General features: G+C 66.5%; 20 protein-coding genes and 1 pseudogene. 12 read left to right on the top strand and 9 right to left on the bottom strand.

Features of this window, described 5'->3' with window-relative positions; all coding sequences use genetic code 11:
* Positions 1-29 precede the first annotated feature (29 nt).
* Both AB0K34_RS16210 and AB0K34_RS16205 read right to left on the bottom strand, forming a co-directional pair.
* Positions 30-398, bottom strand: a complete 369-nt coding sequence (locus AB0K34_RS16210) for a nuclear transport factor 2 family protein (RefSeq protein WP_364549300.1) — start codon at positions 396-398, stop codon at positions 30-32.
* Positions 399-572: 174 nt separating this feature from the next.
* Positions 573-1,145: a CGNR zinc finger domain-containing protein gene (locus tag AB0K34_RS16205; RefSeq protein ID WP_364549297.1), complete on the bottom strand. Its 573-nt coding sequence runs from the start codon at positions 1,143-1,145 to the stop codon at positions 573-575.
* 122 nt (positions 1,146-1,267) lie between these two features.
* On the opposite strand from AB0K34_RS16205, the gene AB0K34_RS16200 reads away from it, so the two are divergent.
* Together AB0K34_RS16200 and AB0K34_RS16195 are read left to right on the top strand one after the other, a co-directional pair.
* Positions 1,268-1,729 (top strand): VOC family protein, encoded by a 462-nt coding sequence (locus tag AB0K34_RS16200; RefSeq protein WP_364549294.1) that lies wholly within the window; start codon positions 1,268-1,270, stop codon positions 1,727-1,729.
* Between the two features lie 24 nt (positions 1,730-1,753).
* Positions 1,754-2,677: a pyridoxamine 5'-phosphate oxidase family protein gene (locus AB0K34_RS16195; protein ID WP_364549291.1), complete on the top strand. Its 924-nt coding sequence runs from the start codon at positions 1,754-1,756 to the stop codon at positions 2,675-2,677.
* A gap of 57 nt (positions 2,678-2,734) precedes the next feature.
* Here the strand turns inward: AB0K34_RS16195 and AB0K34_RS16190 are convergent, their stop codons facing one another.
* Entirely contained in the window at positions 2,735-4,408 is a 1,674-nt protein-coding gene (locus AB0K34_RS16190; RefSeq protein ID WP_364549288.1) for a hypothetical protein, read from the bottom strand.
* A gap of 96 nt (positions 4,409-4,504) precedes the next feature.
* A complete protein-coding gene (locus AB0K34_RS16185) occupies positions 4,505-5,548 on the bottom strand; it encodes a YafY family protein (RefSeq protein WP_364549285.1) in 1,044 nt (347 codons plus the stop codon).
* Positions 5,549-5,611: 63 nt separating this feature from the next.
* On the opposite strand from AB0K34_RS16185, the gene AB0K34_RS16180 reads away from it, so the two are divergent.
* A complete protein-coding gene (locus AB0K34_RS16180; protein WP_301173876.1) occupies positions 5,612-6,421 on the top strand; it encodes a nuclear transport factor 2 family protein in 810 nt (269 codons plus the stop codon).
* Positions 6,422-6,612: 191 nt separating this feature from the next.
* Here AB0K34_RS16180 and AB0K34_RS16175 read toward each other — a convergent pair whose 3' ends face one another.
* Positions 6,613-6,882: a hypothetical protein gene (locus AB0K34_RS16175; RefSeq protein WP_138642173.1), complete on the bottom strand. Its 270-nt coding sequence runs from the start codon at positions 6,880-6,882 to the stop codon at positions 6,613-6,615.
* Between the two features lie 255 nt (positions 6,883-7,137).
* Between AB0K34_RS16175 and AB0K34_RS16170 the strand changes: the two genes are divergently transcribed.
* Complete coding sequence (locus AB0K34_RS16170; protein ID WP_364549280.1) at positions 7,138-7,599, top strand: NUDIX domain-containing protein; 462 nt, start codon at positions 7,138-7,140, stop codon at positions 7,597-7,599.
* Positions 7,600-8,282: 683 nt separating this feature from the next.
* The gene (locus tag AB0K34_RS16165; protein ID WP_364549277.1) at positions 8,283-8,684 is read left to right on the top strand and encodes a hypothetical protein; all 402 of its coding nucleotides are present in this window, start codon (positions 8,283-8,285) and stop codon (positions 8,682-8,684) included.
* A gap of 6 nt (positions 8,685-8,690) precedes the next feature.
* On the opposite strand, the gene AB0K34_RS16160 is transcribed toward AB0K34_RS16165, so the two are convergent.
* The 3 genes from AB0K34_RS16160 to AB0K34_RS16150 all read right to left on the bottom strand — a co-directional run bounded on the left by AB0K34_RS16160 (position 8,691) and on the right by AB0K34_RS16150 (position 11,065).
* Positions 8,691-9,215, bottom strand: a complete 525-nt coding sequence (locus AB0K34_RS16160) for a hypothetical protein (RefSeq protein ID WP_301173880.1) — start codon at positions 9,213-9,215, stop codon at positions 8,691-8,693.
* A gap of 285 nt (positions 9,216-9,500) precedes the next feature.
* On the bottom strand, positions 9,501-10,673 hold the full coding sequence (locus tag AB0K34_RS16155; RefSeq protein WP_138641229.1) for an HNH endonuclease signature motif containing protein: 1,173 nt from the start codon (positions 10,671-10,673) through the stop codon (positions 9,501-9,503).
* A 194-nt stretch (positions 10,674-10,867) separates the two neighbouring features.
* Complete coding sequence (locus tag AB0K34_RS16150) at positions 10,868-11,065, bottom strand: HNH endonuclease (protein WP_364549272.1); 198 nt, start codon at positions 11,063-11,065, stop codon at positions 10,868-10,870.
* Between the two features lie 548 nt (positions 11,066-11,613).
* Between AB0K34_RS16150 and AB0K34_RS16145 the strand changes: the two genes are divergently transcribed.
* The 4 genes and pseudogenes from AB0K34_RS16145 (at position 11,614) to AB0K34_RS16130 (ending at position 14,546) form a co-directional block, all read left to right on the top strand.
* On the top strand, positions 11,614-12,924 hold the full coding sequence (locus AB0K34_RS16145; RefSeq protein WP_138641231.1) for a hypothetical protein: 1,311 nt from the start codon (positions 11,614-11,616) through the stop codon (positions 12,922-12,924).
* 155 nt (positions 12,925-13,079) lie between these two features.
* Positions 13,080-13,742, top strand: a pseudogene (locus AB0K34_RS16140) (IS21 family transposase); the annotation flags it as partial.
* Positions 13,742-14,275 (top strand): ATP-binding protein, encoded by a 534-nt coding sequence (locus AB0K34_RS16135; protein ID WP_364549268.1) that lies wholly within the window; start codon positions 13,742-13,744, stop codon positions 14,273-14,275. The pseudogene AB0K34_RS16140 and the gene AB0K34_RS16135, both read left to right, overlap by 1 nt.
* On the top strand, positions 14,196-14,546 hold the full coding sequence (locus AB0K34_RS16130; protein ID WP_364549428.1) for an ATP-binding protein: 351 nt from the start codon (positions 14,196-14,198) through the stop codon (positions 14,544-14,546). The genes AB0K34_RS16135 and AB0K34_RS16130 overlap by 80 nt, the downstream gene beginning before the upstream one ends.
* Positions 14,547-14,781: 235 nt before the next feature.
* Here AB0K34_RS16130 and AB0K34_RS16125 read toward each other — a convergent pair whose 3' ends face one another.
* A complete protein-coding gene (locus tag AB0K34_RS16125; protein WP_138641233.1) occupies positions 14,782-15,156 on the bottom strand; it encodes a hypothetical protein in 375 nt (124 codons plus the stop codon).
* 169 nt (positions 15,157-15,325) lie between these two features.
* Between AB0K34_RS16125 and AB0K34_RS16120 the strand changes: the two genes are divergently transcribed.
* From AB0K34_RS16120 to AB0K34_RS16110, 3 genes are all read left to right on the top strand, one after another.
* Positions 15,326-15,829, top strand: coding sequence for a tyrosine-type recombinase/integrase (locus AB0K34_RS16120; protein ID WP_356948709.1), 504 nt, complete (start codon positions 15,326-15,328; stop codon positions 15,827-15,829).
* Positions 15,830-16,106: 277 nt separating this feature from the next.
* Positions 16,107-17,414: a helix-turn-helix transcriptional regulator gene (locus AB0K34_RS16115; protein ID WP_364549265.1), complete on the top strand. Its 1,308-nt coding sequence runs from the start codon at positions 16,107-16,109 to the stop codon at positions 17,412-17,414.
* Between the two features lie 10 nt (positions 17,415-17,424).
* Positions 17,425-17,751, top strand: coding sequence for a hypothetical protein (locus AB0K34_RS16110; protein WP_364549262.1), 327 nt, complete (start codon positions 17,425-17,427; stop codon positions 17,749-17,751).
* The last annotated feature ends 51 nt before the right edge of the window (positions 17,752-17,802 follow it).

The raw sequence follows: 17,802 nt of genomic DNA, 5'->3' as shown, positions 1-17,802 counted from the left end.
TCGTTGCCGTCGACCGAGCCGCCCTCGTGTCAGCGGTAGTGGTTCTCCTTCAGCTCGACGACCCAGGCGCGGCGTTCGGCGATCTTGCCGTCGCGCATGACGAACACCTCCGCCATGGACATGCGCATCTCGCCGCCCGCGGCCCGCTTCACCGTCCCGGTCATCTCCGCCATGACGACGTCGTCCTGCTCGACCATCCGCACGACCTCCAGGTGCGGAGGGTTGACGAACTCCGGCGGCCCGTCGATGGCCTTGTCGTAGGCGTCCTTTCCGGTCAGGTGGAAGCCGCCGAAGACCGTCCACTCGATGTCGTCGGTCAGGCAGGACAGGATCTGCGCGTGATCGTTCTTGCGGAAGCCGTCGATGTACCTGGTGACGGTGTCGGTGTTGCGTGACATGTCGGTCCTTCCCCGTTCGGGTGCGTTGTGGAGGCCGTCGGCCGTCGGCGGACGGCGCCCTCCCGAGTAGGTCGGAGCGCCCCAGGCGTCCTCGACATCACTCTGGCGATCAGAAGCCGGTTTTTGGTCGGTTGAGTGCGGCCTTGTGATTCGTCCGGCCGGGTCAGCGGCCTGTCAGCGGCTGGTCTTGGCGCGTTCGTAGTGGCGGGCGGCTTTGGCGCGGTTGCCGCAGATGGCCATCGAGCACCAGCGGCGGGTGCCGCTCTTGGTCGCGTCGAAGAAGTACAGCACGCAGTCGGGATGCGCGCAGTGCTTGACGCGTGCGGGGGCCTCGGTCGTGAGCCGGAGGTAGTCGGTGGCGGCCAGCCAGGCCGGCAGCCATGCGGGGTCGTCGGTCCGCGGATGCTCTTCCCGTCCGTTGGGGCCTAGCCGGTAGTGCAAGGCTCCGCGATCGAGGACGCGGTTGAACGCGTCCACCGTTTCCGGGGACGGGTTTTCGGCGAGGAGCGCGTGAAGAATCTCGCGCGTCTCCATCGTGGCGTCGAGCGTCGCCCGGTCGGCCACAGCTCGATCGTCCAGCCCTGCCGAACGCAGCCAGATGGCCAGGCCGTCGGTGGAGTCGAGCAGGTCGCGATGGACGCGATCGTCCACCCACAGGGTGTTGACGAGGTCCAGGCTGAGCGGCTCCCCGACCAGCAGTCGAGGGTCCGCGCTCTCCTGCCGCTGCACACCGCGTTCCTGCTGCACGGTACGGATTCTACCCACCTAACGCGCCTTAGCCGGTTGACGATCATTTTCTAACCGTCTATGTTCCGATAGACAGTTAGTCGAGCCTGGGCGTGGCCGCCCGGGGGTTAGTGAGGTGCGTCATGGAGACAGCCGCCATCAAGGCGCTGCAAACGGGACACGTCGGGCTGAACGTGAACGACCTGGACCGGTCGCTGCCCTTCTACCTGCGCGTTTTCGGATTCGAGGTCCAGGCGGAGAGCAAGGACCCGAGCCGCCGCTGGGCCTTCCTCGGACGGGACGGCCGGCTGGTCCTGACCCTGTGGGAGCAGAGCGACACCACGTTCGCGACCCGCTCCGCGGGCCTGCACCACCTGTCGTTCCAGGTCGAAACGATCGACGAGGTGAAGGCCGCCGAACGGGTGCTGCGCGACCTGGGCGCCGAACTCGTCCACGACGGCGTCGTCCCGCACGGCGAGGGCGTCTCGTCCGGCGGGATCTTCTTCACCGACCCCGACGGGACGCGCCTGGAGATCTACGCGCCCACCGGCGCCGACACCGCCCCCGCGCCCAGCGGGGCCGCCCCGACCTGCGGTTTCTTCTAACCACTCACCCGGAAGGAGGCCGCTGTGGCGGTCGACGTCTACCACGAGGGCGAACGGGCCGCCCAGCGGCGCGCCGGTCTGCTCGACCAGGGCGGGTTCTCCGCACGCGCCATCCGTTCAGAGATCCCTGAAGTGGCGCGGAAGTTCCTGCTCCAGCAGCCGATGCTGGTGCTCGGCGCCGCCGACACCGACGGACGGCTATGGGCGACGCTGCTCACCGGGCAGCCCGGCTTCCTGCACGCCGAGGACGCCGGCACGCTCACCATCGATGCCCGCCCCGGTGTTGGCGACCCGCTCTATGAACGACTTCGCACGCCTGCGCCGGTCGGGATGCTCGCGATCGAACCGTCCCGGCATCGCCGGATGCGGCTGAACGGGCAGGCCGTACCTACTGAGCACGGCTTGCACGTCAAGCTCGACCAGGTGTACTCGAACTGCCCCAAGTACATCCAGAAACGGGAGCACCAGTGGGAGCCGGCCACTGCCCCTGGGCGTCCTCAACGTTCTGGAACCCTCACCAGCGACCAGCAGCGGTGGATCGGCGGTGCGGACACGTTCTTCATCGCCACCTCCGAAGGAGAGGGCAACGCCGACGCCTCCCACCGCGGCGGCAACCCGGGATTCATCGAGGTGGTGTCGCCGACAGTGCTGCGCTGGCCCGACTACGTCGGCAACGCCATGTTCAACACGCTGGGCAATCTGGAGGTCAATCCGCGGGCCGGGCTCCTGCTTCCCGACTGGCGCACGGGTGCCGTCCTGCACCTGACCGGCACGGCCCGCACCGACTGGGATCCCGAGAACGCCGCCGCCGTGCCGGGCGCTGAACGACTGGTCGAATTCACCGTCACCGACGTCATCGAGATCGCCGGCGCCGTTCCCCTTCGTTGGAGCGACGCCGTTTCTTCCCGCTTCAACCCGCCCGTCCTCCAGCGTCAGGACGGCTCGTAATCCGTTGCGGTAGGGCTCACGAGCCGTCCTGAACCGGAGACTTTTGGCGCGACGTCGCTACCTGTGGACGGCGTAGGCCCGGATCACGGTCTGGTCGACGACACCCGCGACGGCCGTCCGCAGAGAGACGAAGCCCGCCTTCGGATTGGTCAAGGTCGCCGCCCATGCATTGCCCTTGCGTGTCACCTCGATGGCCTTCCAGGTCTTGCCGTCATCGGACGAAGCCCACAGCTTCGGCTTGGCGGTGCCCGTGTGGTCGGTCGTCATGGTGATCTGCTGGCGAGCCCCTGCCCTGGCCCTCGACTGCGCGTCGAGCGGAGTGCGGAAACTGAGGGACGGCAAGGCGATGACCTTGTCGTCCCGGACGGTGAAGTGCCAGACGGCGTGCTGGCGAGCGGCGAGCGGCGAGAGGGGGGAGGCACGCTTCTCATCCACGGTGAGGCTGTACTTGCCCGGCTTCGGCACGGGCCATCCCCAGGCGGCGCCTGGGGCGTCGTAGGAGTAGACCGTCTTCCCGTTGGCGTCCCGCAGGACGGAGGTACCGGACGCCCCGGGGTACGGCGCCATGAAGCTCCTGCCCGCGCCCGTCGAATGCATCCCGATGGTCAGCGCCGGTTCCCCGCCCTCGTACTCGCCCCAAATGACGCGTCCGCTGCGGGGACTGAACGGGGCGGGGGTCAGGCGACGCTGGTACGAGCCCGGCTTAGCGAAGCGCTCACCGCGCGTCCAGATCTCCGTGGTGCCTTCCTCGAAGCCGCAGCCTGGCTCGGTGTTCATCCAGTCGATGTCCCACGCGATGCCGGGCGAGTAGTACTCGGTACGGGTGCCGGGTGCGGCACCCACTCCGGTGAAGAAGCCCATGGTGATGCCGCCGTCCGGCCAGGACGGCATGGCATGACCGCCGACGCATGCCGGACTTCCCTCGGTGCCGTACGCGGTCTTCACCGCGGCCATGTCCTTGGTGCGCACTTTCAGTGCCGGCTTCTGCGGCACCCCGTCCGAGATCCGGCTCGCCACGTTGTAGACGTACGGGCTGCCGCTCTCGGCGCCCTTACGGGTGAAGACGGCTTGGAGATCGAGCGCCAATCCCGGCATGGAGCCGGTAGGCGTGATGTAGGCGTTCTTTATCGACATCATCGCCGACGTGACGACGGGCTGGCCCGCGATGTCCTGGACGATCCGCACGTCCCCATCGAGGAGGTCGGCATCGGTGCGATCGACCGTTGCCGTGATGGGCTTTGCGTGGCGCGCGTCGAGCAGGATCTCGGTGGCCTCGTTGATCGTCACCTTGGGCCGGTAGACGAGGGCCGACGATGTCTCACCATTCGCTTCGACCGTGCCGATACGGGTGAGCACGGCATACTGACCCGCCGGGACCTCGCCTTCGGCGTGGCCGTCCACCAGATCGGCGTAGAACGGCTCGTCTCCGGTGAGCGGGTACAGCAGAACACCCGTCTCGCTGGCCGGCTTGCCATGTCGATCAAGCACATCGAACGTGACCCGGACCCCCGCTTCGGCGTTCAGCCGTCGTGCCTTCGCCGGACGGGGCACCCCCTTGCTCACGGCCTCACCACGCAGCCCGTGCGGATACCGCTCCCGAACGTCCTGCGAAATCTGCGACGCCACCTGTGCGGTAGCCGCGACCTGACCTGCGCTCACCCGCTCCGGACCGCTCAGCACCCCTGCACCCAGCGCCCCCGCCACGACGGCCGTGACCGCAGTAGCGCCCACGACCAGGCTCCTCTTCCCCGCCAAGGGGTCTCCCTCCATGAGAACAAACCCGCACACCACACGGGCCTCATGGAGGAGATGTCCGGCCCCGCAAGATCATTTCTGGTTCAGCCGTCCCCCCGTCCCCCGCCCTCGGGCCGCCTGGCCCCGCCCGACCGCATTCCCCCGGTTGTAGTGACGGCTCATCGCGGCCACAGTTCCGGCCATTCGAGAGCGGAACTCGGCCGCAGCGAGAACCTGGACGTCCGCGCCCAGACGCAGGAGTTCCCGGACCGCCTGGTCGTGGGACTCGACCGGCACGGTGACGCGCGTCCAGCTATCTGGCTCGGTAACCGCGGTCTTCTGAACTTCGCTCACAACGGCCGGCTCGGCCAGGTGCGGCAGCCGATGCATGCCATCGTGCGACAGGCGCAGCACAGCCCGGCCCTTGGTTCGTCGGGCGTCATAGTCGTCGAGGTAGTCCTGCCAGTAGCGGCTCAAGTCAAAGTCGGCCGCTCGCTCGAAGCCCTGGTCGACGACGTCCGCAGCGAGGATCCGCGAGATTCGGTAGATGCGGGACCGCCCAGCCCGGCGAGCCACGAGATACCAACTGCCGCTCTTCAGCGCCACGCCGTACGGCTCAACCGTCCGCGTGACCTCGTGCGGGGCCTCCCAACGCAGGTAGCGAAGGCGCACACAACGCTGATGCCACACCGCCTCGGCGACCACTGCCAGATGCGGAGCGGCGTCGGCGTCCTGATACCAGGCCCGCGCGTCGAGGCGGACCCGCTCTCTCAGCCGAGCTGCCCTGTCGCGCGACTCGGGCGGCAGTGCGGCCATCAACTTCAACTGCGCCTCGGCCATGGCTATGGCCTCGCCGAGGCCGAGATCCGCGGCGGCGACGGGCAGCCCGGTCAGGACGAGCGACTCGGCTTCGGCGGCGGTCAACCCGGTCAGCCGGGTGCGATAGCCGCCGAACAGCCGATATCCGCCCTCATGACCGGCCTCGTCGTACAACGGGATGCCGGCCGCGCTCAGCGACTGGACGTCCCGGTAGACGGTCCGCTCGGAGACCTCCAACCGCGCGGCCAGTTCCCGCGCGGTTATCCGTTCACGGGTCTGCAGGAGCAGCAGAATCGACACCAGCCGGCTCGCGCGCATGCCGGAAAGACCTCCAGAGTCCACTGACAGTCGATGTCAGTGGACCGTCCTTACCGTCCCGGCATGGACTTCGACATCGACGAGTTCGGCAACCACTACATCGCCGTGTGGAACGAGCCGGACCCCGACGTCCGCCACAACCTGATCGCCGCCCTCTGGGACGACGAGGCCGTGGAGTTCACCGACTCCGCCGAATACCGCGGGCTCCCAGCCATCGAGGCCCGGATCGCCGAAGCCCACGAGCACCTGGTGAAGCAGGGCGGCTTCACCTTCCGGGCCGCTAGAGACGCCGTAGGGCACCACGGCACCGTCCGCTTCACCACCTACATGACCCCCGCCGCAGGCGCTGAGGCAGCCTGGACCGGCTTCGTCTTCGCCCGACTCGGCGATGACGGGCGAATCCATAAGGACTACCAGTTCGGAAACCCGCCGCCTCCCGTAGTGCCCGAGCAGCCTCAGCCGACGACGCGAGCCGTCGTCCACAAGTTCCTGCGCAGGAGCCGGCAAGGCGACCCCGACCACATCGCGGACCTCTACGCGCCCGAGGTCTCCTGGCGAGTGAACTGGCCGGTCGAGGAGCACCCGGCAGTGCCGTGGATCCGCCCCCGCTCCACCCGGGCCGACGCCGCCGACCACTTCCGCACATTCGCTGAGCACTGCCTACCTGCCGAGGGCCGCGTATCGATCGACGAAGCACTAATCGACGGACCCGACGCCGTACTGATCGGCACAAGCAGGCAACGCCTGAAGGACACCGGCAACCGCTTCACCAGGACCTTCGCGCTACGCCTCACCATCGAAGACGTCCGCATCACACGCCACCACATGTACGAGGACAGCCTCGCAGTCGCCAAATCATTCCCAACCAACTGACCAAGTACTCGGTGCCGTCCACCCGCGGACCGTTCGCGTGATCACATACTGTGCCACGAGCACTCCCCAGGACGATCAACATGCACCGACCTCATACGAGTCCTCGCATGTCACGTGGGGCAGTAGGGAGAACCGCTCGATCCTGGGACGATGCCGGGATTCGAGCAAGGGGGGTCGGACGGCGCCGAGGGTCAGACTTCCTCGACGGGCCACTCGGAGCAGGTTTCCGGAGTGCAGGTGGAAGCGTGCAGGATGAGGTTGCCGAGCTCGCCATACCAGGGCTCGATCGTGGCTCGACGGCCTGGAAACGCGCGCTCGGCAGCCTCGGCGTCGGCCTGATTGAACGAGCCGTAGAACAGGGGATGCCCGGAGAGGAGTTCAATCTTCTCCGACCCCATGGGCCAAATGGCCCGGTACATGTCGCCATCAAAGAACTGGTCGGGAGTTGGCCTGTTCGTCACACCCGCAGTCTATGGCGGACAGTAATCACCTGGTAGCAGAATCGTGAGAAGCATGTAAATCACCTGACAGATTCACCGCCCGCCCGTCAAGTCTCATGGTCCGCCTCATGATGCAAGTGGTGGGTGAAGGAAGGGAATTTGGGGCCAATGACTTCTTCGCCCCAGACCCCAACCAGTCCGGCAGTTCGGATATGGCGAAAACGCCACCTGCGACACGAGACGGCCGCCGCACGCCCCACGAACTACGCTGCGCGCGTGACCACCCCACCGAGCATCGACATCCTGCAGTTGCACAACGACGCCGATCGCGACGGCATCACCAGGCTCGTGGCCGGCGCCATCCTCCATGCCGATGGCCGAGTGCTCGTCCTGCGCCGCTCCGCCGAGGACGACTTCATGGCCGGCATCGAAGAACTCCCCTCAGGCGCCGTCGAGCCGGGCGAGAACCTGCTCACCGCGCTGGAACGCGAACTCACAGAAGAAATCGCCTGGTCCGGAGCACTCACCCTCGATCCAGGCTTCGTTACCCACTTCGACTACATCTCCGGATCCGGCCGCAAAACCCGTCAATACATCTTCGCCGTACCCCACCAAGGCCAGCCCATCGCCCTGAGCAGAGAACACACTGCCTACCGATGGCTCCACCCCACCGACCTGACCGACTCCGACGTCACCCCCGAGACCGCCCAAGCGATTCGAGCCTGGGCCGCCTCATGAAACCGCCCGCAAGGCGCCCACGGAATCTCACTGAGCCGGTCAACCTGCACCACGTGTCCGCTGGGTTCGGTACCGCTCCGCCGACCTCCCAGGTAGCTCCCGAAGGCCTGCCTTCAAGTAGGGGTAGCTCGAACAGGCTGCGTCCGTGGGCAAGCTGTTACGTAAGGGCTCTTTGTCGGCGACCGGCTTTTACGCCGGTGCAGCTGTGGGAGGCGGTGGCGTCGTTCCTGGTAGAAGCTGCGCGCGCATGGGTAGTGTGCGGGACGGGGGCGGGGAGATGCTGGATCGGAGGCCAGGTGATGGCTCGGCGTTCACGGCTTTCTCCGTGCGGTGACGTGCGGCCGGCCGATTGGGTGGTCGCGGGCGTAGGGCCGTTCGGGTCCGGGGTGGGCGGGCTGGTGCCCCACGGCTTCGAGGCGTACGCCCGGATCCTGCACCCGGCCTACGCGGCGGACGGGAGCCCGGTGACGTGGGCGCGGGTGGCCGCATGGTCGGGCGGGGCGGTGCACCCGCGCGTGCAGTTCCAGGCACTTGTCGGCCCCGTACCGCGTTCGGGCACCGTACGTCCGTGGGCGGAGGAACCCGACCCGGGATCGCTGACTCCGACGCTCTTGACCGCGCTCTGTGACGTCCTAGCCAGGCACACCAGAACACCTGGCCGCTGCTGGTTCTGCGTCTCGGACGTGTACGAACCAGCGCACGAGGGAGCGACCGCTACATTCACGGCGGACGCGGACGCGGACGCAGGTGAGGAGTGGGAGGAGCCCGACGTGCTTTCGCCGGCTATCCCGCCAGAGATCGCCGAAGGCCCCCGAGTGGAGTTGCCGGAACGCGCATATCTCCTACTCGAGGGCCCTCTTGACGCTGCCGGGGAACTCACGACGCCGCTCTTTCCGCAGTCACCCAACCTGTTCTGGCCCGATGACCGAGCCTGGTGTGTCACGACGGAAACGGATCTGGACTCCACCTACCTCGGAGGAACCGCAGCGCTCATCGCCGAGATACTGGCGGACGAGCGCTTGGAGGCACTCCCGGCCGAGGTGACCGACCCGGTGTGGGCGGACAGCGACGAGGTCAACCGGTAATACGGGTCAGCAGTGGATGGACACCGTCGGAGTCTTCTTCCCGACGGTGACGACCCTAGGAGAGTATCCAGGGGGCGCATAAAGCGTTGCGACCGCTTCGCCGTGATACCTGCCGGTCCTGCAGACGAGCGCCGCGTTGCCCTTGGCCGTACGTGCCCCGGTGCTGCCGAACGCCTTGATCTTGCTCCCGCGGTTGCTGAAGAGGCCGACCTTCCCCCGGATCATCCGGATCGGCTGAGTGCAGGTCACACCGGTACGGACGTTGATGGTCCCGTGCACGTGACCGGACTTGTGCGGGATGCCGCCGTGTGCCCCGATGAACCGGATCTCGCAGTGGATGACCCTGGCGCTGTGAGCCTTGGAATGGGCCGAGAAGTCGACGGTGGACTTACCCGGTATCGGCGGACGGGCAGACGCCTCCGCAGCCTCCGCCGTCACCGCGTTGCCGACGACACCCATGACGGCCACGACCCCCACGACGGTCAGCTTCCGCCTCAGCCCTCCGGCGGACCCCCGATGCTGCTGTCCCATGCACTACCTCCAAGCAATTGTCGAACCAAGACCCCCGTCAAGAACCGCAATGCTTGCAGCGCGAGCGAATTACTGTCAATGAACTTCGTTCGATCGAAAGCGGCCGCGATTCGCCATTTTTGCACATATGGATGACGTTTTGCGTCAGGAGAAAGGGATGTGTAACCCCTGGGCCCGCGCGACGAGGCGCCGGCTGCTCGACCACATCCGCACCCGTCCACATGACCAACTGTGCGACGCAAGTCAGGAAGTTGCTGATGGAAGGCCGTTGCGAACAATGGGAAGTCAGACTTGCCCGACCCAAGTAATGTGTCTCGCCCGAGCTTCCTTCAGAAGGGTCTTCCGCAGCTGCTCGCCAGTTCGACCCCTTGTCTTGACGGCGTGGCAGTTGGGGCAGAGAGCGATCATCTGAACCGGGTGGTCGCGGCCCCACCGTGCGCGGTCCTGGACATGGTCGACCTCGAGAATCGGATCGCCGTTCCTGGTCACGTCGTTGGGCTGACCGGTACACAGAGGGTTCTCGCAGTGCCCGGCGCTTCGGACGAGCACCGCTTCGACGGCGGCTGCTGAGCGTACGGGCTCCTCTCGCACGGTGGTCGAGGTGCGGTCGTGGTCGCCGCGCGCTTCGGCCGTCTCGACCGTCCAGCAGAGACGCCGGTAAAGCTCCAGCGGGCTTGAGTGGGGAGACGTCGATGTAGCAGTTGGTCCCGCGGATTGCAGACCAACCTCCACCAGCAATTTTTCGGGAGTGGCACCTCCGAAAAATCGCGTGCCGAGTATCGTGACGGCCTCGAAACGCGCTGATCGGCTGGTTGCGACGAGTTCATACGCCCAAGCCGTGAGGCCGCAGTGAGGATCTTGTTCTTCAAGCCAGGTGATCGGCTTGCCATGCGCCGCCGGGACGGCTCCGCCATGTCCAGTCAATTCCCAAAGATCGGTATGTGCCAGCGCGATTATGGGAAACTCAGGCGTCGGCCTGGAACTGGGTTGCCCGTACTCACGCATGAGGCCGCACAACTCTGCATGGGCCGCTCGCCAGGGCGCCAGCCTTGGATGGCGCTGCGCTGCCCTGCCCAGCGCCCAGAGAAGGGTTATGGGCTGATGCCGAGCGGGCCCATCGGGTGTGCTGGCGGCACGTAGATCGCCGAGAAGGTCAAGCAGGCGCCGCCGAGGCGAGGCAGGCTCATCGACGACTACCTCGAACCCCAAACGTGTGAGCAGTCGGCCGATGGTCTGCCGCCCGCCGGAGAACTGGCCCGCAGTCAGTGGACGGCCTGTGACGTAGCCATAAGCAACCCCGACTATGGCTTTGGAGTCGTAGTACACGCCATCGTGGTGCATGAAGTATTGACGGGCCTGGTCGAAACCGTACTTCTGCAGGAAGCGGCCACGTCCAAGCTGGTCGAACTCGGCGATCGAATCGAGGACGGCCTCACGCGTGATCACCGATAGATCCATACGGGTATGATATGCCCGATTTGAGGGCGTGGTCGCGGTTGAACTCGTCTGCCGGCTCACGAGACCTAGCGGATTGCAGAACGCCGAGAACGGTCAAACACATCGAAGCCGACTTGGGCGTATCTACCTCGAGCCGTTGTCCCAACATGACGATTCGCAGCGCGGCGAGCAGCCGAGCCGAGTACACCGCTGATCTAGCGGCGCTTCGCGTCGTCAGCACCAAGGGGTGGCCGTCCCCGCCCCCAGGCGTCTCCCTGGCGGACGTTGCAGATCCAGTGGGCGGCTTGGCGGTTCTCCAGCACGTGCTTGCCGGCCAGCGAGGCCGACTTGATGTGGTCGAGGGTTGCTAACCACGGATGGGGCCCAATCAACGGCGGGGTCGATCGCCACATGCCCCAACTGGCAGGTCCACCGGTCACGCGCATAGACGTCAAGCGGATCTACCTGGTAACCCTCGGCTATGAGCACACCGTAAGGGCGCATGCGGTGATAGCTGTTGCGGGCCGAGTGGAGCGCTGCCCTTCTCGGAGCGGGCCTTCAGCTCGCGTGTGGGCAATGCCAGGAGAGTAAGATTGTGACCCAAACTCGCAAACGAAAAACGCCATAGTCCACCTGCTCTGAAACGGAGAAAAGAGAGACTGCGGCGGAGGTGGACCCGTCACCATTCGCTGACAATGACAATCAAAGCCTGACTGGACGTTGGCAGCCCTCGCCCTTGTCGGGGGCTTCTGTTTGTTCTGTGGACGTGGCTCATGAACTCGCGGCGTGGGTGATGCTCTGCTGATTGCAGCAGGTCCAACGAACGGCCTGGAGGCCAGAGGTTGTTCACCGCTCCACAGTTGCCGCCTGGCCTGTTTGTGCCAACGATCTTCCCGGATAGGTTACTCGCCTGAAAGCAAGCGGAACAGGCATTAGGCTCTCGTTGGAACAAGGGGAGACGATGACTGACGACAGCACGGCAATAGTTCCGGTGTGGACGCTGGCGACTGGTGACGTCCGGGTGCCCACTCTGGCTGGGGACGAGCCGATGACGGCTGAGCGACTGGCTGAACTGCGCGGCGTGCTGGCCGTGCTGGTCGACGAGCCAATCGCCACACTCGAGGTGCATCCACTGCCCGACAAACTCGACCGCAGCCCAGGTATCCCACTGGATGCAGCGAGTCCCCTGGCACAGCATCTGTCGCAGCTCATCACGCAATCAGCGCAGCGTTCCTCTGCGGCGGCCACGGCGACCGCCTCCGGCGAAGGCTTGTATCGCATGGTGGTTCCGGCGAAGTTCGCCGCCCAGTTCGGTCAGGGCATCGTTCGCCCGATGGCGGCGAAGACGGTGGCCGGTGGAATCCGCGGTCCCCTCGTGACCTCAACGGGCATCGTCGGCGGCGCGACGTTCGTGCCAGTCGGTAAGGCGGCAGCAGCGGGCGCAGCCGGTGGAGCCGGCACCACTGCCGGCGTCGCGGCCGCGGGCAGCGTGGCGCTCACCGTGGCCGCGCCGCTCGTACTCATGGCCGTAGCGGTGGGGGTAAGCGCGTACGCCGACTCCAAACGCCAGCAGGCCATCGAGCACATCACAGAACTGCTGGAGCAACTGCAGGAAGACAATTTCGAGAGAGAGCGCAGCCAACTCGACGGCTGCCGCGACGCCATCGACAAAGCCACCGCCATCCTGCTCGACCAGGGCAAGCTCGGTGTCTCGCTGGGGTTGGACTCCGCGTCATACGCCATCAGCACGGCGCTGGTCGCCGCCGAGCGTCGCCTCGTCAAATGGCGGAGCGCCCTCGACACGCTGCCCGACGACACGCCCGTCGAGATCAGCACGCTGAGAAAGCCATTCCCCGGCCTCGCAGACGACCGTGGCGGCATGTTCCGCGCCCACCTCGAACTCGCCGCGCTGGCGATCGCGCTGGAGCGGCGGGTCATCGTCCTCCAGGCCGTCGAGCATGCTCAGAGCGACCCCGGCAATCCGTTCGAGAACTTCATTCGCAACCTGAAGGACCACCAGCAGCGCCTCGACGACCTGGAGTCGGGCATCGCCGGCGTCCTCGTCCGCCTGTCGGCGTTGGAGCTGGCACGCCCGTCCGGTTTGCGTCCCGTTTTCACGACCAGTGAAGTCGAGCGCCTGATGCGCGCGGCGCACAGGATTCGCAAGCTGAGCGACGGCGTTACGTTCAACAGCCGCCCGACGGACGTGGCGATCGAGATCGCCCGCGACAAGGACGGCTCAGTGGTCGTGTTCCCTGCGCTGCCCGCATAGCTTGGGCGTGCTCGCACTCAGCTGGTGCGTCCTGTGAAACTGCTCGACCCCTCCCTGCTCTTGCTCCGCAGCTTCTGCCCCTTCTGCATGCCAGGCAGCTCTGCCCTCCCACTGAGCGTTGAAGTCGAGCTCGTTCCTCTTCTCCCCCCGGTGACAAGGGCGCGATCGGGCAGTGGCGGGGCGGCCGCCCGCAGCTGACCACCGAGGCCAACGCGTTCCGCGGGATGCTGGGGATCGCGATCCGCCAGTGCCGGCCGACCGACCCCGAGGCCAAGGGGTTGGTGGAGCGGGCGAACGGGTATCTGGAGACCTCCTTCATGCCCGGCCGCGCCTTCACCGGCCCCTGCGACTTCAACGTCCAGCTCACTCAGTGGCTGGCGCGGGCCAACACCCGCCACCATCGGCGGATCGGGTGCCGTCCGGCCGACCGGATCGAGGTCGATCGGGCAGCGATGGTGGGGCTGCCGCCGGTCGCTCCGGCGGTCGGGTGGCGGACCTCGACGCGGCTGGCCCGCGACCACTACGTCCGGATCGCCTCCAACGACTATTCGGTGCACCCGTCGGTGATCGGGCGACTGGTCGAGGTGGTCGCCGATCCCGAGCAGGTCACCGTGACCTGCGGCGGCCAACTTGTCGCCCGGCATGAGCGGTGCTGGGCCGCTCATCAGAGCATCACTGACCCGGCCCACGCCCAGGCCGCGGCCGCACTGCGCCGCTCGAGGATCCAGGCCGTGACCGCTCCGGCCGACACCCAGGTCGAGCAACGCCGGCTCAGTGACTACGACGCACTGCTGGGCGTTGACGGGGTGGTGGCCTGATGGCTTCTGCTAAGACCGGCAGTGGCCGCAACCTCGCCGCCGAACTGGCCTATCTGACCCGGGTGCTCAAGGCTCCGTCCCTGGCCGCGTCGGTCGAGCGGCTCGCCGAACGAGCACGGGCCGAGTCCTGGAGCCATGAGGAGTTCCTGGCAGCCTGCCTGCAACGCGAGGTCGCCGCCCGCGAATCCCACGGCGGTGAGGCCCGCATCCGTGCAGCGCGGTTCCCTGCCCGCAAGGGACTGGAGGACTTCGACTTCGACCACCAGCGGTCCCTCAAGCGTGAGGTCATCGCCCATCTGGGCACTCTGGACTTCGTCGCCGCCCGCGAGAACGTGGTGTTCCTGGGGCCGCCGGGCACCGGCAAGACCCACCTGTCGATCGGCCTGGGGGATGCGCGCCTGCCAGGCCGGGCACCGCGTCGCGTTCGCCACCGCGGCCGCATGGGTCGCCCGCCTGGCCGACGCCCACACCGCCGGGAAACTGCAGGAAGAGCTGGTCAAACTCGCCCGCATCCCGGTGCTGGTGGTCGATGAGGTCGGCTACATCCCCTTCGAGCCCGAAGCGGCGAACCTGTTCTTCCAACTGGTCTCCAGCCGCTACGAACGCGCCTCGCTGATCGTGACCAGCAACAAGCCGTTCGGACGCTGGGGCGAGGTGTTCGGCGACGACATCGTGGCCGCAGCCATGATCGACCGCCTCGTTCACCACGCCGAGGTCATCAGCCTGAAGGGAGACAGCTACCGCCTCAAGAACCGCGACCTGGGCCGCGTCCCCGCCGCCCAGACCAACAACGACCATCAGTAACAACCCGCAGCAAACAACACCACCAGGGGGTCAACTTTCAGACGTCGGCAGGGGGTCAGAATTCGCGCGCCGTTGACACGGACAAGGCATGGCAACGAGCAGAGGTCGAGGTCTCCAGGGGCCGAACGGGAGATCCAGGCCGCGGAAAGCAGCGGTTCAAGGATTACGTCGAGCAGGTCTAGCTCCCGAACCACCAGGTCGAGGCCACCACCCGTGAGGGCTACACGTACGCGATCTACAAGCACATCATGCCGACGTCCTCCCCGAGCACGTCCGCGCGTGGATCACGGCCCTCAAGAACCAGGGCATGAAGCCGGTGACCATCCGCTACCAGAAGATCATCCTCAGCGCCATCTTCACCACCGCGATGGACGACCAGGTCACCTTCATCCACCCCTGCCGCGGAGTACGGACGCCCCCGGTCGTCCGCAAGCCCCTCGAGATCATCACTCCCGAGCAGTTCGACGACGTCTACCACGCCCTCCCCGAAGGCACCTTCCGACTCCTCGCCGAAACCGAGATCGAGAGCGACCTCCGCTGGGGCGAGCTCAGCGAGCTGCGAGTGAAGGACGGTCAACCTCAGAACCCGCATCCTCACGGTCAGCCGCACGCTCGTCGAGTTGAACCCGAAGTTCCACCCGGAAGGCCGCCACTTCCTGGTCAAGGACTACCCGAAGGACAAGGAGTACCGCCGCTTCAAACTCAGCACCCAGACCACCGAGAAGCTAGAGGAGCACATCCGAGCAGCCAACCTGACCCAAGACGACCTCCTCTTCCAGATGCCACCTCAGGACAAGCCCCGAGCCCGCATCACCGAGATCCCAGACCCACCCACCCTCGGCCGCACGGAACCGAACGAGAAGGGCCGCACTTACAACCACGGCACCCTGAGCGGGCACACCGCCGGCCGCTGCCGCTGCGACTACTGCCGAGGCGCCTTCACCCTCTACCGAGCCGCCCGCCGCGCGAACGGCAAGGACAACCCGCGCCCCCGACGCGTCCGCGAAACCGACGGTCACATCCCCAACGACTGGTTTCGCCGCAAGATCTGGTACCCCGCCCGGGCCGCCGCCGGCCTCAACTTCAGACCCACCATGCGCGACCTGCGCCATGCCCACGCCTCCTGGCTCCTCAACGGCGGCGCCGACCTCCAGGTAGTCAAGGAACGCCTCGGCCACGCCTCGATCTCAACAACCGAGCGTTACCTACACACCCTCCCCGACGCCGACGAAACAGCCCTAGAGGCCCCCGCTAAGACTCGGAGCAGGTCAGCCACTCGGTAGCCGCGGTAGCTGTACCCCAGCGAACTCGCGCATTACAAAGTAACGGGGTATCTCTCGCTCCAAGAGAGATACCCCCCGCGCATCTTGATGGCCGCCCGGCCCGGCCGTGTGGCACGGACGGAACCAACATCAGCGCCGATCAGGTCTCCACTTATCGACAAAGGCGGCTACGTCCTATTACCTCGAAGAGGAAACGGGAAACGCCCGTATCGTCTTGCCTCCCGGCCCGAGGGCCCGCAGTCTTACTGGCGGTGACTCCCGGCTGTTCGGACAGGCGGTGACGGAGGTTGATGTGGTCCAGCAGCCCACTGACTTCGGAGCAGAACTTCGACGACGGCGCCTGGAATCCGACATGACGCTGACGGGACTGGCCCAGCGGGTCCATTACAGCAAGGCCCAGCTGAGCAAGGTCGAGCGAGGCATCAAGAAGCCCAGCCGCGAGTTGGCTCGCCTCTGCGATGCCGCGCTCGCCGCCGATGGAGCGCTCGCAGCGCTGGTCCCCGAGAACCCTTCCGGGATTGGAGTCACCGTAGATGCAGATGGTGATGAGGAGGTGTGGCTGATGCAGTTGTCCTCACAAGGCCAAAGCCGGTTCCAGCCCATGAGCCGACGACAGGCGGTCGCGGCTGGCGCCGCGTCAATCGCGGGTGTGAGCATCGGCCTGCCTGCTATTTCCACCAACGTCGAGGACACGACGCTTGTCGGGACATTCCGATCTTTGTTCGATCAATATCGGCAGCTCGGTCAGACCACCAGCCCCGGGCTGCTGCTACCCGTTCTCATCGCACAGACCCACGCCCTCCAAGAACTGTCCAAGACTGCCGGTGCACGTACGCGCCAGGCGTTGTTACGGCTCGGGTCCCGTTACGCCGAGTACATCGGCTGGCTGGTGCAGGAAACCGGCGACGAGCATGGCGCGCTGTGGTGGACCCAGCGCGCCGTCGACCTTGCCGACGCCGGTGGTGATCACCATCTCGCCGCCTACTCACTGGTCCGGCGCGCACTCGTCACGCTCTACCGCGGCGACCCCGGGCGAACGATCGGGCTGGCCCGGCAGGCGCAGAGCAGCGATGTGACGCCGCGGATCCGTGGCCTGGCGGCACAACGGGAAGCACAAGGACACGCTCTCGCCGGCGATTACCACGCTTGCATGCGGAGCCTGGAGCAGGCCCGCGCCCTGCTCGCTTGCTCAGGGGAGGGCTCGGGCGCCCCGGTCATCGGAACCACGAACCTGACCGATCCCGCCGAGATGGTCAGGGGCTGGTGCCTGTACGACCTGGGGCGGCCACGGGCCGCCGCGCAGATCATCGAAACACAGCTAGCACAGGTGCCCGAACAGGCAGTGCGTACGCAAGTCCGCTTCGGCCTACGGCGGGCGCTCGCCCACGCAGCGGACGGCGAGATCGACCATGCTTGCCGGCTCACCCAGGAACTGCTGCCAAGGGCCACCACGATCGGCTCGGCGACCGTCGCCACCGATCTGCGTGCTCTCGCGCGCACGCTGTCTCGCCACCCCAAGAACCGATCGGTGCGCGCACTGGCACCCGAACTCGGTACCGCATTAGGGACGACCACCCGCAAATGAGGAGACCGCGATGCAGGGAGTGTTCATCAACTACCGCACTGGCGACGGCGACGAGGCGGCCGCAATACTGGAACAGGGACTGTCCCACCGGTTCGGCAAGGAGCGGATCTTCCGCGCCACCACGTCCATCCAGCCCGGCCAGGCTTACCCGGAAAGACTCCTCAACGCCGTATACAACAGCGTGGTCCTCCTGGCCATCATAGGTCCCGACTGGGCTCGCGACCCCCGGCTGCGCGACGAGAGCGATTGGGTGCGCCGGGAGATCCTGGAGGCCTTCGCCTCGAAGACTACCGTGACCCTTTTTCATCGGTCTGGGGAGATGGTGATCACGAAGTGATCGCGATGCTGGCGTTCGGCCGGTGAAGCGAAGAAGCCCCTGTTAGACGGC

Source organism: Actinomadura sp. NPDC049382 (assembly GCF_040677125.1).
In the GTDB taxonomy this organism is placed as follows: Bacteria; Actinomycetota; Actinomycetes; order Streptosporangiales; family Streptosporangiaceae; genus Spirillospora; species Spirillospora geliboluensis.
This window is presented reverse-complemented; position numbering and strand designations above follow the sequence as displayed.

Coding starts and splice junctions, on each gene's coding strand:
- AB0K34_RS16210 (WP_364549300.1), bottom strand. CDS start 398: ATGTCACGCAACACCGACACCGTCACCAGGTACATCGACGGCTTCCGC.
- AB0K34_RS16145 (WP_138641231.1), top strand. CDS start 11,614: ATGACTGACGACAGCACGGCAATAGTTCCGGTGTGGACGCTGGCGACT.
- AB0K34_RS16160 (WP_301173880.1), bottom strand. CDS start 9,215: ATGGGACAGCAGCATCGGGGGTCCGCCGGAGGGCTGAGGCGGAAGCTG.
- AB0K34_RS16200 (WP_364549294.1), top strand. CDS start 1,268: ATGGAGACAGCCGCCATCAAGGCGCTGCAAACGGGACACGTCGGGCTG.
- AB0K34_RS16150 (WP_364549272.1), bottom strand. CDS start 11,065: ATGTGGCGATCGACCCCGCCGTTGATTGGGCCCCATCCGTGGTTAGCA.
- AB0K34_RS16180 (WP_301173876.1), top strand. CDS start 5,612: ATGGACTTCGACATCGACGAGTTCGGCAACCACTACATCGCCGTGTGG.
- AB0K34_RS16155 (WP_138641229.1), bottom strand. CDS start 10,673: ATGGATCTATCGGTGATCACGCGTGAGGCCGTCCTCGATTCGATCGCC.
- AB0K34_RS16120 (WP_356948709.1), top strand. CDS start 15,326: ATGCCACCTCAGGACAAGCCCCGAGCCCGCATCACCGAGATCCCAGAC.
- AB0K34_RS16110 (WP_364549262.1), top strand. CDS start 17,425: ATGCAGGGAGTGTTCATCAACTACCGCACTGGCGACGGCGACGAGGCG.
- AB0K34_RS16135 (WP_364549268.1), top strand. CDS start 13,742: ATGGCTTCTGCTAAGACCGGCAGTGGCCGCAACCTCGCCGCCGAACTG.
- AB0K34_RS16185 (WP_364549285.1), bottom strand. CDS start 5,548: ATGCGCGCGAGCCGGCTGGTGTCGATTCTGCTGCTCCTGCAGACCCGT.